The organism is Variovorax sp. P4_D9 (assembly GCF_056401695.1).
Genome location: NZ_JBFUIU010000210.1, coordinates 1 through 12,563, shown reverse-complemented (window position 1 = coordinate 12,563; position 12,563 = coordinate 1). Strand labels below are relative to the sequence as shown.

General features: G+C 68.0%; 12 protein-coding genes. 3 read left to right on the top strand and 9 right to left on the bottom strand.

Annotated elements, in window-relative coordinates:
• The 6 genes from AC1DY5_RS22280 to AC1DY5_RS22255 form a co-directional block, all read right to left on the bottom strand.
• Nucleotides 1–1,445: ABC transporter permease (locus AC1DY5_RS22280; protein ID WP_478114846.1), on the bottom strand; the 1,445-nt coding region annotated here is incomplete at its 3' end.
• Nucleotides 1,446–1,463: 18 nt separating this feature from the next.
• The gene (locus AC1DY5_RS22275; RefSeq protein WP_478114844.1) at nt 1,464–2,675 is read right to left on the bottom strand and encodes an ABC transporter substrate-binding protein; all 1,212 of its coding nucleotides are present in this window, start codon (nt 2,673–2,675) and stop codon (nt 1,464–1,466) included.
• Between the two features lie 49 nt (nt 2,676–2,724).
• Entirely contained in the window at nt 2,725–3,309 is a 585-nt protein-coding gene (locus tag AC1DY5_RS22270) for an amino acid synthesis family protein (RefSeq protein WP_478114842.1), read from the bottom strand.
• A gap of 34 nt (nt 3,310–3,343) precedes the next feature.
• Nucleotides 3,344–3,985, bottom strand: coding sequence for an amino acid synthesis family protein (locus AC1DY5_RS22265; protein ID WP_478114841.1), 642 nt, complete (start codon nt 3,983–3,985; stop codon nt 3,344–3,346).
• Nucleotides 3,986–4,006: 21 nt separating this feature from the next.
• Complete coding sequence (locus AC1DY5_RS22260; RefSeq protein ID WP_478114839.1) at nt 4,007–4,930, bottom strand: UPF0280 family protein; 924 nt, start codon at nt 4,928–4,930, stop codon at nt 4,007–4,009.
• A 4-nt stretch (nt 4,931–4,934) separates the two neighbouring features.
• The gene (locus tag AC1DY5_RS22255; RefSeq protein WP_478114838.1) at nt 4,935–6,560 is read right to left on the bottom strand and encodes a 6-hydroxynicotinate reductase; all 1,626 of its coding nucleotides are present in this window, start codon (nt 6,558–6,560) and stop codon (nt 4,935–4,937) included.
• 250 nt (nt 6,561–6,810) lie between these two features.
• Here AC1DY5_RS22255 and AC1DY5_RS22250 point away from each other — a divergent pair, with 250 nt between their 5' ends.
• Genes AC1DY5_RS22250 through AC1DY5_RS22240 form a run of 3 tightly spaced genes read left to right on the top strand, consistent with a single transcriptional unit; the run spans nt 6,811 to nt 9,519 of the window.
• Entirely contained in the window at nt 6,811–7,584 is a 774-nt protein-coding gene (locus tag AC1DY5_RS22250; RefSeq protein WP_478114836.1) for a ferredoxin--NADP reductase, read from the top strand.
• Nucleotides 7,585–7,597: 13 nt separating this feature from the next.
• Nucleotides 7,598–8,374, top strand: coding sequence for a TetR/AcrR family transcriptional regulator (locus tag AC1DY5_RS22245; RefSeq protein ID WP_478114834.1), 777 nt, complete (start codon nt 7,598–7,600; stop codon nt 8,372–8,374).
• Nucleotides 8,320–9,519 (top strand): amidohydrolase family protein, encoded by a 1,200-nt coding sequence (locus AC1DY5_RS22240; protein WP_478114833.1) that lies wholly within the window; start codon nt 8,320–8,322, stop codon nt 9,517–9,519. Before AC1DY5_RS22245 ends, AC1DY5_RS22240 begins: the two co-directional genes overlap by 55 nt.
• Before the next feature lie 15 nt (nt 9,520–9,534).
• Here the strand turns inward: AC1DY5_RS22240 and AC1DY5_RS22235 are convergent, their stop codons facing one another.
• The 3 genes from AC1DY5_RS22235 to AC1DY5_RS22225 all read right to left on the bottom strand — a co-directional run.
• Nucleotides 9,535–9,927: a GtrA family protein gene (locus tag AC1DY5_RS22235; RefSeq protein WP_478114831.1), complete on the bottom strand. Its 393-nt coding sequence runs from the start codon at nt 9,925–9,927 to the stop codon at nt 9,535–9,537.
• Nucleotides 9,924–10,889 (bottom strand): glycosyltransferase family 2 protein, encoded by a 966-nt coding sequence (locus AC1DY5_RS22230; protein WP_478114829.1) that lies wholly within the window; start codon nt 10,887–10,889, stop codon nt 9,924–9,926. The genes AC1DY5_RS22235 and AC1DY5_RS22230 overlap by 4 nt, the downstream gene beginning before the upstream one ends.
• On the bottom strand, nt 10,882–12,563 hold a 1,682-nt coding region (locus AC1DY5_RS22225), incomplete at its 5' end, for an ArnT family glycosyltransferase (RefSeq protein WP_478114827.1). The genes AC1DY5_RS22230 and AC1DY5_RS22225, both read right to left, overlap by 8 nt.

Here is a 12,563-nt window from a genome sequence, read left to right as displayed (position 1 = left end):
AGCCCGACCAGCGCCAGCGTGACCCAGTAGTAGGCGCGCTTGTCGGCCAGCCATTCGGAAGGCCAGACGCCCGTGAGGCCGTTGCTGCCGCCGGTGAAGCTGTCCCACTGGTAGGTGACGGCCCAGGTGATCTGCGCGAAGGCCAGCGTCAGCATCGCGAGGTAGACGCCCGACAGCCGCACCGCGAACCAGCCGTAGACGAAGGCGCCCAGCGCGGCCACCAAGGGCGCGACGACCAGGGCCAGCTCCATTGGCATGCCGCTGGCTCGCACCAGCAGTGCGGCGCCGTAGGCACCGAGCCCGAAGTAAGCGGCGTGACCGAAGGAGTGCATGCCGGCGGGCCCCATGATGAAGTGCAGGCTGGCCGCGAACAACGCGGCGATCAACAGGTCGATCATGAGCACCGTGGTGTAGGGCGAGCCGGCAGTGATGAACGGCATCGCCGCCAGCACCAGGCCGAACAGCGCGGCGGCAATCAGGTAGGCGCGGCCCGGACGCCGCAGCGGCTCTTCCTGCATGCCCACGTAGCGGCTCGGTGCCTGCGGCTTGCCGAACAGGCCCCAGGGCCGCCAGACCAGCACGACGGCCATCACGAGGAAGTCGACCACCAGCGTGAGCTTCGAGAACGAGACCGGGATGCCGAAGACATCGACCACGCCGAGCCAGATGCAGATCGCCTTGATCTCGGCGATCAGCAGCGCGGCGGCGTAGGCGCCGGGAATCGAGCCCATGCCGCCGACCACCACCACCACGAAGGCGGCGCCGATGGTGTTGAGGTCCATCTCGAGCGTGGCCGGCTCGCGCGGCAACTGCAGCGCGCCGCCCAGGCCCGCGAGCAGCGCGCCGATCGCGAACACCGCCGTGAAGAGCCAGGCCTGGTTGACGCCCAGCGCGCTGACCATCTCGCGGTCTTGCGTGGCGGCCCGCACCAGGGTGCCGAAGCGGGTCCGCGTGAGCAGCAGCCAGACCAGCCCAAGCACCACCGGCCCGACCACGATCAGGAACAGGTCGTAGGAGGGAAACTGCCGGCCGAGGATCGTGACCGAGCCCGACAGGCCGGGCGCACGCGGGCCCAGCAGTTCGTCGGGGCCCCAGAGCCACAGCACCGCGTCCTTGATGACCAGCACCAGCGCGAAGGTCGCCAGCAGTTGAAAGAGTTCGGGCGCCTTGTAGATGCGCCGCAGCAGCACCACCTCGATCAGCGCGCCCAGCACGCCGACCGCGAGTGCGGCCATCACCAGCGCCGGCCAGAAGCCCAAGCCGGTGCCGAGCCGGTCGACCAGCGTGTAGGCGACGTAGATGCCGACCATGAAGAACGAACCATGGGCGAAGTTCACAATGCGCGTGACGCCGAAGATCAGCGACAACCCGGCTGCCACGAGGAACAGCGAGGACGCGCTCGCCAGCCCGTTGAGCAGCTGGACGATGAAACCTGAGAAGCTCATAGCCCGATCGTTCCTTGATTAGTCGGCAGCGCGCGACTTCTTAATCTCGGCAGCCGAGGGCTGGTACTTCGCGTCGGCGCCGTCGAGGTACACGTAGTCGACCATCACGCCCTTGCCGCCGTCGTTCTTGGTGCGGCCCACGAAGGCGCCCATGGTCGACTGGTTGTCCTCGGCGCGGTAGGTGATCTTGCCGAAGGGCGTGTCGACCTGCAGGCCCTTGAAGGCGGCGACGACCTTCTCGGTGTCGGTGCTCTTGGCCTTGGCGATGCCGGCCGCGGCCGACTTGATCATGCTGTAGCCGACCACCGAGCCGAGCCGCGGATAGTCCTTGAACTTGGCCTGATAGGCCTGCTCGAAGGCCTTGTGGGCGGGCGTCGTGATGCCGTACCATGGGTAACCGGTGACGATCCAGCCGTTGGGCGCCTCGTCCTTGAGCGGGTCCATGTATTCGGGCTCGCCAGTCAGCACGCTCACCACTTCACGGTCCTTGAACAGGCCGCGCGTGTTGCCTTCGCGCACGAACTTCGACAGGTCGGCGCCGAACAGCACGTTGAAGATCGCGTCGGGCTTGGCATCGGCAAGCGCCTGCACCACGCTGCCGGCGTCGACCTTGCCGAGCGGCGTGGCCTGCTCGGCGACGAACTCGACGTCGGGCTGAGCCGCCTTCAGCAGCTGCTTGAAAGCCGCCACCGCCGACTGGCCGTACTCGTAGTTGGGGTAGACCACGGCCCAGCGTTTTTTCTTGAGCTTGGCCGCCTCGGGCACCAGCATCGCGGCCTGCATGTAGGTGCCGGGACGCAGGCGCACGGTGTAGGTGTTGCCGCCCTGCCAGGTGAGCTTGTCGGTCAGCGGCTCGCCGGCCAGGAAGAAGAACTTCTTCTGCTTGGCGAAGTCGGCCACCGCCATGCCGGTGTTCGACAGGAATGTGCCGGCCAGGATGTCGACCTTCTCGCGCGACACCAGTTCCTCGGCCACGCGCACCGCGTCGCCCGGGTTGGCGTTGTCGTCGCGGCTGATCAGCTCGATCTTCTTGCCGTTGACGCCGCCGGCGGCGTTGATCTCGTCGACCGCTAGCTCCATGCCCTTCTTGTAGGGCTCGAGGAAGGCGGGCTGCGCCTTGTAGCTGTTGATCTCGCCGATCTTGATCACGCCCTGTGCATGCGCGGGAACGAGTGCGGTGACCAGCGTGGCAACGGCGGCTGCTGTGAAGGCAAGGCGCAATGGATTCATGGAAACTCCTTGGGATCGAACAGAAAAGAAACTTCGTCGGCGGCGGCGCTCAGCGGAGCCCGTCCTCGCCCTTGATCTCGGAGACCTGCAGGCCGCCGATGCGCGGCAGCGGCCGCCCGCTGTCGGTGACCGCGACCGCGACCACGATCTCGTTGGCGCGCGGCGCGTCGGACACGCGGGCCTCGATGGCGTCGAAATGGCTGCGCACGAAGGCGGCGTCCTTGTGGCCCAGCGGCACGTCGATGGCGGTGCCGAGCGTGCCGCGCTTCTTGCTCGACGGCACCAGCGCGGCGCCCTTCTCGACCGCCACGCGCAAGGGTGCGCCGAGCTTGGGATGCAGGATCGCGGCGGCATGCTCGAGCTCGCCGGCCTCGCCGACGATCGCGGCCTTGCCATAGCTCTGCGCCTGGCCCGGCGCGATACCGAGCGCGGCCACGGCCTTCTGGCCCAGCAGCGCGCCGAGCTCCTCGCCGATCGCGATCAGCTCGTCGAGCGATTCGCTGTAGCGGCCGGCGTAGGGGTTGTCGATCACGGCGATGGCGACGGCACGGCGCGTGGGCGGGTCGATGGCCTGGCCCATTTCCTTGCGGGTTTCGTCGACCTGGATAACGAGCTTGCGGATGTTGGCACTCATTGGTTTTTTCCTTGTCTCTGCAATGCGATCGGGTTCAGCGCAGGCCGTCCCACTTTGAAATGTTCTCGGCGCGGAGCCCGCCGACGCGATCATGCACGCGGTAGCCGGTGCTCATCGCGAGGATGAAGACGATCTCGTCGGCCGCCGGCGCACCGGGCACGCGGACCTCGATGGCGTCGAACTGGCCGCGCACGTAGCTGGCGTTGATGTTGGTCAGCGGGACGTCGAGCGTGGCGCCCGGCGGACCGACCTTCTTGGTCGACGGCACGATCGACAGCGCATTGCCGGGCTGGCCGGTCTTTTCTTCGGCCTGGCCCTTGCGATAGGCCTCGCGGTCGCCCTTCCAGCCGAGCAGCTCGCGCATCGCGTAGCCGCCGGGCACATGCCACAACGCGCCGTGCTCGAGCTCGCCGGCGGCGCCGACGATGGCGCCCTTGCCGTAGGTGGCGATGCGCTCGACCGGCACGTCCATGGCGGCGCGCAGCCGATGCGCCATGTCGACGCCGACCGGGTCGAGCAGCGCCATCATCGGCAGGATGTCGGGCTCGTAGCGGCCCGCGAAGGGATTGGTCAGCACCGCGCCGATGGCGCCACGCACCAGCGGCATCGCGGCGGGTGGTCCGAACTCGTGGTGGATGTGCTCGACATGGGTGAAGACGCGTCGGATATCGATCATGAAGAAGTGCCCTGCTTTTCGTTAAGCAAATACTGAACCAACTGCATCGGCGGCGATGCTGCCCTCGCTCTGGGGCGGTGCCGCCGGAAGACCGGAGCTTAAGGGTTGCACGACCCGCCACTGCCCCTGGCAGACCAGCACCGCCGACCATGCGAGCCCCTGTTGCTGCAGCGCCGCGGCGCGCGCGGCGCCCGCATCCAGTGCACGCTGCACGACGGCGGGCGCCAAGGGGGCCACGTCGACCGTGACCGGGATGTCGCCGAGGTCGCTGTCGTCCTTGCATTCGCTCGCCGGGCGGCGCCGGATGCCGGGGTCGTCGGCATCGACCGCATTGGCGATCACGGTGGCTGCGGCATCTGCCTGGGCCGCGGTCGCCGCCAGCACCGTCACGCTGTCGGCTATGCCGAGCGAGAAGCTGCGGCCGCGCCAGCCGCTGGTGGCGACGCCGCGCACCGGATGCTCGGCGCGAATTTCGAACTGGCCATCGGTGGTGATGGGGCCGCAGTCCCGCAGGTCGAAGCGCGCGAGGTCGGCGAACAGACCGACACGCGCGGACTGCCCGGGCGTCAGGTGCAGCGCGATGTCGCCGCCGTTGTTGATCCAGGCGCGCTCGATGCCCGGGCGGTGATAGCAGGCGATGAGCTCCTGCGCCACCGCGCCGGCGACTGCCGCCATCGGCGTGATGAAGCCGGCACGGAACGGTGCGCAGGCCTCCCACATGCGACGGGCGACCGGACCCGTCACGGGGCAGTCGGCACCCACCGGGCGGCGCAGCAGGGGCAGTTCGGCCACCAGCTCGTCGAGCAGCACGGCAAAGCGCCGCCAGGCATGCTCGTGCGCGACCGCGACCTCGACGTCATTGCCGTTGGCTTCGGCAATGATGTCGATCGGACCGTGGTTGAAGTGCCAGCGGCCGCCGTCGAGCGCGGTGCGTTGTGCGGACATGTTCCTAGCCCAGCATCGGCGGCTGGCCGAGCGGCCAGGGATTGGCCGCATCCATGCGCAACCACTGGCGCGACACCGGCGCACCGTCGTCCTGCCAGGCGCCGCGCGCCAGTGCCTGTTCGAGCGTGAACACGTGTTCCATGTGGCCGCCGAGCGCGGCATAGTCCTCGCGCCGCATGCTGAATTCGATCGGCGCCACGATCGCCGGGGTCGGCACCGTGCCGAAGCTGTTGTCGGGCATGCGCAGCACATCGACCATCACCGTGATGCCGCCGCCCGGCCAGACATAGGCCGGCGCGCCGCCGCAGGTGACGTTGACCAGCGCGCGCTTGATGGCCCGCGTCAGCAGCACCGGGTTCTCGGTGACACCGGCGCGCAGGCTGCCGCCGGCGCCGCCGAGGAACAGCACGGTGCACAGCGATGGCTCGCAGTTCTCGCCGATGCGCTCGACGATGCGGCGCACCTCGGCCGGCATCGGCTGCTCGACCGGCTGCAGCTGCTCGTCGAGCACGTACCACTGGGCATGCTCGCCGGTGGTCGAGGTCATGAGCAGGCGCAGGCCCGGCCGCGCCACGCCCTCCTCCCAGCCCTCGATGATCGACAGCGGGTCGTCGATGTCGGTGCCGCCCCAGCCGTTGCCCGGATTGGCGACCTGGAAATAGCGCCCCGGCGTCGACTTTCGACCGCGCATCTGGATGCCCGAGGGCGCCATGTCGAGGCAGCGCCCGGCCTGGTGCTCGGTCAGCACGCCGGTGATGTGGTCGTCGACCACCACCACCTCGTCGGCATGGCCGAACAGTTGGCGCGCGAAGATGCCCACGGCCGCCGAGCCGCAGCCCACGCGCATGCGCTTTTCTTCGACGCCGTTGACGATCGGCGCCCTGCCGGCCTGGATCACCATGCTGGCGCCGCCGTCGATCACGCATTCGACTGCCTTCTTGTTGCCCAGCAGCTGCATCAGCTCGCAGGTCATGCGGCCTTCCTTCTTGCTGCCGCCCGTGAGGTGGTGCACGCCGCCGAGCGACAGCATCTGCGAGCCGTACTCAGCCGTGGTGACGTGGCCGACGACCTCGCCCTTGTAGCGCACGTTGGCCTGCTCGGCGCCGAGGAAGCGGTCGGTGTCGATCTTCACCTTGAAACTGCAGTAGCTGAAGATGCCCTCGGTGACCACCGTCACCATGTCGACGCCCTGCGCCTTCGAGGCCACGATGAAGGGCGCGGGCTTGTAGTCGGGATAGGTTGTGGACGAGCCCACGCCGGTCACGAAGACCTCGTCGGCATGCAGGAGATCGCCATTCCAGTCGGCATCGGCCACCGGCGGCTCGGTGCGCTCGACCTCGTCGATCTCGTTGCCGACGCGCGCGAAGGGCACCAGCGCGGGCGACTCGCTGGCCAGTTCTCGTCGCAGCAGCACCACCGGGTCGACCCGGACCAGCACGCCGGCGCGGTTGGCGTAGCGGTCGCAGGCGCCGGTGCGGCCCTCGGAGATCTGGCACAGCACGGGGCAGGCATTGCACTCGACCTTGGCGGCGTTCATGCGCTCGTTGCGCAGCGGCGCCCGGCCGGTCGCCTCGGGCAGCACCGGCATGTCCATGCCGGGCAGTCCGTCTGTCTTGGTGTGTTCGGTCATCGCAGGGAAACCTCGTGGCAATTTCGTGGGGTGAGGACAGCGGAGGTGCAACATCTGTGCCGGGGACCCGCTTGCACCTTCACTTGTGCTGGAACTGACGTTTGTGTAGCATTCCCTACACTTTCATGTGGTGAACACTACATTTTCGAGTTCAATGTAGCAAACGACCCCGATGCTTGCAATGGTGTTTTCTCCTGCATCGCCGACAATTGGTGCATCCCTTTTTCGTTCATAACCATTCCTGACCCTTATGAGTGCATTCAGCGAAGAACGTGTGCTGAGCGTCCACCACTGGACCGATCGCCTGTTCACCTTCACCACCACCCGCGATCCGACCCTGCGTTTCTCGAACGGTCACTTCACGATGATCGGCCTGAAGGTCAACAACAAGCCCTTGCTGCGCGCCTACAGCATCGTCAGCCCCAACTATGAGGAGCACCTGGAGTTCCTCAGCATCAAGGTCGAGGAAGGCCCGCTGACCTCGAAGCTGCAGCACATCCAGGTCGGCGACATGGTCATCGTCGGCCGCAAGCCCACCGGCACGCTACTGATCGACTACACGTTGCCCGGCAAGCGGCTGTACCTGTTCGGCACCGGCACCGGGCTGGCGCCGTTCATGAGCATCATCCGCGACCCCGAGACCTACGAGAAGTACGAGAAGGTCATCTTGGTGCACGGCGTGCGCCAGGTCGACGAACTGGCCTACCACGACCTGGTCACCGACCACCTGCCCAAGCACGAGATCCTCGGCGAGTTGATCGAGAAGCAGCTGCTTTACTACCCGACCGTGACGCGCGAGGAATTCCGCAACATGGGCCGGATCACCGAGCTGATCGAGAGCAACAAGCTCACCGACGACCTCGGCCTGCCGCCGCTCAATGCCGCCGACGATCGCGTGATGCTGTGCGGCAGCCCGGGCCTCCTGGTCGACCTCAAGCACATCCTCGAGGCCCGCGGCTTCAAGGAAGGCAACACGTCGACGCCGGGCGACTACGTCGTCGAGCGCGCATTTGCCGAAAAGTAGCCGACAAGCCGCGATGGCCGAGCCCAAGGCAGTCGCGCGCAAGAGCGCGCCCAAGCCCGCCACGCGCCGCACCGGCGTGCGCGAGGCCGCGGCGCAGGCCACGCGCGAGAGCATCCTGCGCGCGGCCACCAAGGTGTTTGCGAAGTACGGCTACGACGGCGGCAGCGTTGAGAAGATCTCGAAGGCCGCGAAGTCGTACGACCGCATGATCTACTACTACTTCGGCAGCAAGGAAGGCCTGTTCATCGCGGTGCTCGAGGGCATCTACCGGCGCATGGACGACGCCGAGGCCGCACTCGACCTCGATGCCTCGCGGCCGGTGGAGTCGCTCACCGCGGTGATCCGCTTCGTGCTCGGCTACTACCGCAAGAACCCCGAGTTCGTCACGCTGCTGAACACAGAGAACCTGCACAAGGGCCGGCACATTGCGAAGTCGCTGCGGGCCCGCGAATACTCGTCGCGGGCGATCTCGATCATCAGCGAGATCGTGGCCGCGGGCGTCGCGCAGGGGCTGTTCCGCGACGACGTCGCGCCGCGCGACCTGTACCTGCTGATCGCCTCGACCGGCTACTTCTACACGTCGAACCGGCACACGCTGACCGCGTTCCTGGGCGAGCCCCTGGAGACGGCGGAGGCGGTCGCGCATTGGGAAGACTTCGTCATCGAGACCGTGCTGCGTGCGGTCGATGCTGGAGCCCCCGACGAAGAAACATCACAACCCCACGAGGTCAAACCATGGCAGAAGTCACAACCGGCGCCAAGTCGGGCAAGGTCGTCATCCGGAACATAGGCCTGCTGCTCTCGGGCGACATTGACAAGCCCATCCTGGATGCCGACACCATCGTCGTCAACGACGGGCTGATCGTCGCGTTCGGCAAGGAGAAGGACTGCGACACGGCAGGCGCGCAAACCGTGATCGACGTCAAGAAGACCTGCGTCGCGCCGGGCCTGATCGACAGCCACGTGCATCCGGTGTTCGGCGACTGGACCCCGCGCCAGGGCCAGATCGGCTGGATCGACTCGACCATGAACGGCGGTGTCACCACCATGATCTCGGCCGGCGAGGTGCACCTGCCCGGCCGGCCCAAGGACATCGTCGGCCTGAAGGCGCTGGCGATCACCGCGCAGCGCGCCTTCGACAACTTCCGCCCCAGCGGCGTCAAGGTGCTGGCCGGCGCGCCGGTCATCGAGAAGGGCATGGTCGAGAGCGACTTCAAGGAACTGGCCGAGGCCGGCGTCGGCCTGCTCGGCGAGGTCGGCCTGGGTTCAGTCAAGGCCGGCTACGAGGCCAAGGAGATGGTCGCCTGGGCCCGCAAGTACGGCATCCAGAGCACGATCCACACCGGCGGCCCGTCGATCCCCGGCTCGGGCCTGATCGACAAGGACGTGGTGCTCGAGGCCGACGCCGACATCATCGGCCACATCAACGGCGGCCACACCTCGTTGCCCGAGGCGCATGTCTGCGAGCTGTGCGAGAAGTCGTCGCGCGCGATCGAGATCGTCCACAACGGCAACGAGCGCGTCGCCATCGTGGCGGCCAAGGCGGCGCTCGACCTCAAGTGCCCGCACCGCGTGATCCTCGGCACCGACGGGCCGGCCGGCTCGGGCGTGCAGCCGCTGGGCATCCTGCGGATGGTGGCGATGCTGTCCTCAATCGCCAACATCCCTGCCGAGCTGGTGTTCTGCTTCGCGACCGGCAACACGGCGCGCATCCGCAAGCTCAACTGCGGCCTGATCGAGGTCGGCCGCGATGCCGACTTCGTCTTCATGGACCGGGCGCAGCACACGGCCGGCAAGACCTTGCTCGAAAGCGTGCAGCTTGGCGACATCCCGGGCGTCGGGATGGTGATGATCGACGGCATCGTGCGCTGCGGACGCAGTCGCAACACGCCGCCGGCGACCGAGATTCCGGTGGTGGTGTCGGGCGCGCACTGAGCGCCACGTCGAGGGTCAATGCGCCGAGCCGAACACCAGGAAGCGCGCCGTCAGGAAATTCACCGCCAGCCCGGCGCAGCTGCCAAGGGCGACACCGAGCGCGGGCGCCAGCGGGCCGCCCAGCCAATGCAGGGTCAGGGCGTACGCCGCGTAGTTGACCAGCGCGCCGCCCAGCATGGTCAGCAGGTAGCGGGCGTACTCGCGCGTCAGCGACGCTTCCGAGCGCCGGTGACCGAAGGTGAAGTGGCGATTCAGGACCCAGGTCACGGTGGCGGCGGCCAGGAACGACAGCACGCGGGCGCCGTACCACCCCAGCGATGACGCCAGCAGGTACAGCACCCCGAGGTCGACCACGAAGCCGATCGTGCCGACCACCGCGAACGACAGGAACTCGCGACCAAGCCTCATGCCTTGCCGACCCGCTCGCGCACGCCCGGAATGCCGAGGTAGCACAGGCGCTTGGCCTCCTGCCGTCCGATGGTCACGGTGTGCAGCACCACGCCGCAGACCAGCGACAGCATCGCGACCAGCATGGTGCCGGTCACCAGCACGGCCGTGGGCTGCCGCGGGACCAGGCCGGTTTGCAGGTAGGTCAGGACCAGCGGCACGGCGAGGATCACGGACAGCAGCGCCAGCAGGCCGGCGATGCCGGAGAAGAACTGCAGTGGCCGCTCGCTCACGAACAGCTTGCAGATGGTCTTCAGGATGCGCCAGCCGTCGCGGTAGGTCGACAGCTTGCTTTCGGAGCCTTCGGGCCGCGAGCGGTACGGCACCGGCACCTCGGCGAAGGGCATGCGCAGTTCGAGCGCGTGCACGGTCAGCTCGGTCTCAATCTCGAAGCCCTCCGACACCGCCGGGAATGACTTCGCATAGCGCCGCGAGAACACGCGGTAGCCCGACAGCATGTCGCTCAGGTGGCCGCCGAAGAGCCGGGCCACGGCGCCGGTCAGCAGCGCGTTGCCGAAGCGGTGGCCGCGCCGGTAGGTCTGCGCATCGGCACCGTCGTCGACCCGCGAACCGACCACCATGTCAAGGTTGCCCTCCGCCATCAAGACGATCAGCCGGCGCACCTCGCTGACGTCGTAGGTGGCATCGCCGTCGACCATCACGTAGACATCGGCCTCGACGTCGGCGAACATGCGCCGCGCCACGTTGCCTTTGCCGCGCAGCGCGACATGGGTCACGGTGGCGCCGGCGGCGCGCGCCACGGCCGCTGTGCCGTCGGTCGAGTTGTTGTYGAAGACGTGAATCTCGGCCTCGGGCAGCGCGGCGCGGAATTCCTCCACCACCTGGGTGATGGCGAGTGCCTCGTTGAAGCAAGGGATCACGGCGGCGATGCGCAGCCCGCTGAGGTCAGGATGGTCAGTCATTCTTGGGAGGCAGGATGCGGTAGGCCTTGGCGCCTGCTTTTTCGTACATCAGGGCGAAATGGTCAAGGAAGCCGGGCTGGGCTTCGAGCACCGGCGCGGACCCGGCGCCCACCGCGATCGCCTCGAAGCCGAGGCCGTGCAGCTTTCGGGCGAACTCGGCCGGCGGCAGCACGATGAAGTCTGAATAGCGCAAGGGCCCGATCGCGTCGCCCCAGACCTGCGCCGGCCCGTAGTAGGTGGCTTCGATCAGCGCGATCTGGTAGACGCGGCCGGTCGCATGCTCGCGCAGGTAGTTCATGACCGCATAGCCCGGAACGTGGGCCTCGAGGAAGGCCGTGCGCTCGGCCGGCGTGGTCGCGATCGTCGCGATGCTCCGCCGCGTCATGTAGAACGAGCCGCCCACCCCCACCAGCAGCACCAGCACCCCGAGCCAGCGGCCGGCGCGGTCGATTGCGCCACTCTGGCTCCAGCGCGGCAGTAGGCGGCGCAGCCAGCTCGCCACGCCGCCAAGCAGCACCTGCCAACCGACCACCGAGACCAGCGCGATTAGCGGCACCGAGGCGGCCAGATAGCGGGGATAGCGCGAGGTCAGGGCCCAGACGAGCAAGGAGTAGGCGGTGAAAACCGCCGCCGCACGCACCGCGGGGGAACGCTTCCAGAGCAGTCCCAACGGCGCAAACAGCACGCCCCAGAGAAAGCCGTTGGGCCATGCGGCATGGGACCGCACGTCGTCAACCTGGTTCTTGTAGTCGGCCGGGATCCAGTTGGTGAAACCGAACAGCCGGGCGCCGATCGGGTTGAACGGGTCGCCGGTCATGAGGGCATTGCGCGCGTACCAGTAGACGCAGGGGATCAGGAAGCACAACAGCGCCACGCCCCAGACCTTGAGCCGGCGCTCGCGCCGCAGCACGAACAGGCCGACCAGCGGCAGCACGGTGAGCGCCTGGTACTTGGAGCCCGCGGCGACGCCGAGGAAGAAGGCCGCGAGCGCCAGCCAGCGCGGCCCGCGAGCGGTGTCGGCGGATCCGCGCCACCACCACAGGGCGGTGCAGGCCGCGAGCACGAAGAGCGCGACGCTGATGTCGATCAGCGCGCTTTCGAAGTCGGCGATGCCGAGCCAGATGGCGGCGGCGACGAGGCCGGTCAGCCGGCTCGCATGCTGCACGCCCAGCCGGTAGACCATCCACACCGACAGCCAGCCTGCGAGCCCGCTCAGCAGGTGCGGCAGGACATCGTCGCCGACCACCAGCCCGGCGGCATGGATCAGGTTGTAGTTGTAGGGGAACCAGGGATAGCGCAGCCATTCGTGGATGCCGAGCCGGCCGCTCTGCGCCACTTCGCGCGCATAGGGCAGGTGGTACATCAACTCGTCGAAGACCGCCGGTGGCGCCAGCGGCTCGACCAGGGCCGGCAGCGCGGTCAATATCAGCGCCAGCAGGGCCAGCTTCTCGACGAAGCCGAAGGGCGCGGACGACTCGGCCGCATGGCGTTCGCGCAGCCAGGCCGGCGCCTGCAGCGCGGCAGCCAGCAGGCCGAGCGCGACGGTGCCGATCACCGCGCTCCGGCCGAACAGCCCGGCGATCGCGATCGCCTGGAAGATGCAGACGATGAGGCCGAGGCCGGCGGCGGCGGCCATCGCGGTCTCGAGCCCGCGGTCGCGCCGCGGCGGCGCGC

Excerpts from the sequence above, each read along its gene's own strand:
- AC1DY5_RS22275 (WP_478114844.1), bottom strand. The coding sequence starts at position 2,675 with ATGAATCCATTGCGCCTTGCCTTCACAGCAGCCGCCGTTGCCACGCTG.
- AC1DY5_RS22270 (WP_478114842.1), bottom strand. The coding sequence starts at position 3,309 with ATGAGTGCCAACATCCGCAAGCTCGTTATCCAGGTCGACGAAACCCGC.
- AC1DY5_RS22265 (WP_478114841.1), bottom strand. The coding sequence starts at position 3,985 with ATGATCGATATCCGACGCGTCTTCACCCATGTCGAGCACATCCACCAC.
- AC1DY5_RS22260 (WP_478114839.1), bottom strand. The coding sequence starts at position 4,930 with ATGTCCGCACAACGCACCGCGCTCGACGGCGGCCGCTGGCACTTCAAC.
- AC1DY5_RS22255 (WP_478114838.1), bottom strand. The coding sequence starts at position 6,560 with ATGACCGAACACACCAAGACAGACGGACTGCCCGGCATGGACATGCCG.
- AC1DY5_RS22250 (WP_478114836.1), top strand. The coding sequence starts at position 6,811 with ATGAGTGCATTCAGCGAAGAACGTGTGCTGAGCGTCCACCACTGGACC.
- AC1DY5_RS22245 (WP_478114834.1), top strand. The coding sequence starts at position 7,598 with ATGGCCGAGCCCAAGGCAGTCGCGCGCAAGAGCGCGCCCAAGCCCGCC.
- AC1DY5_RS22240 (WP_478114833.1), top strand. The coding sequence starts at position 8,320 with ATGGCAGAAGTCACAACCGGCGCCAAGTCGGGCAAGGTCGTCATCCGG.
- AC1DY5_RS22235 (WP_478114831.1), bottom strand. The coding sequence starts at position 9,927 with ATGAGGCTTGGTCGCGAGTTCCTGTCGTTCGCGGTGGTCGGCACGATC.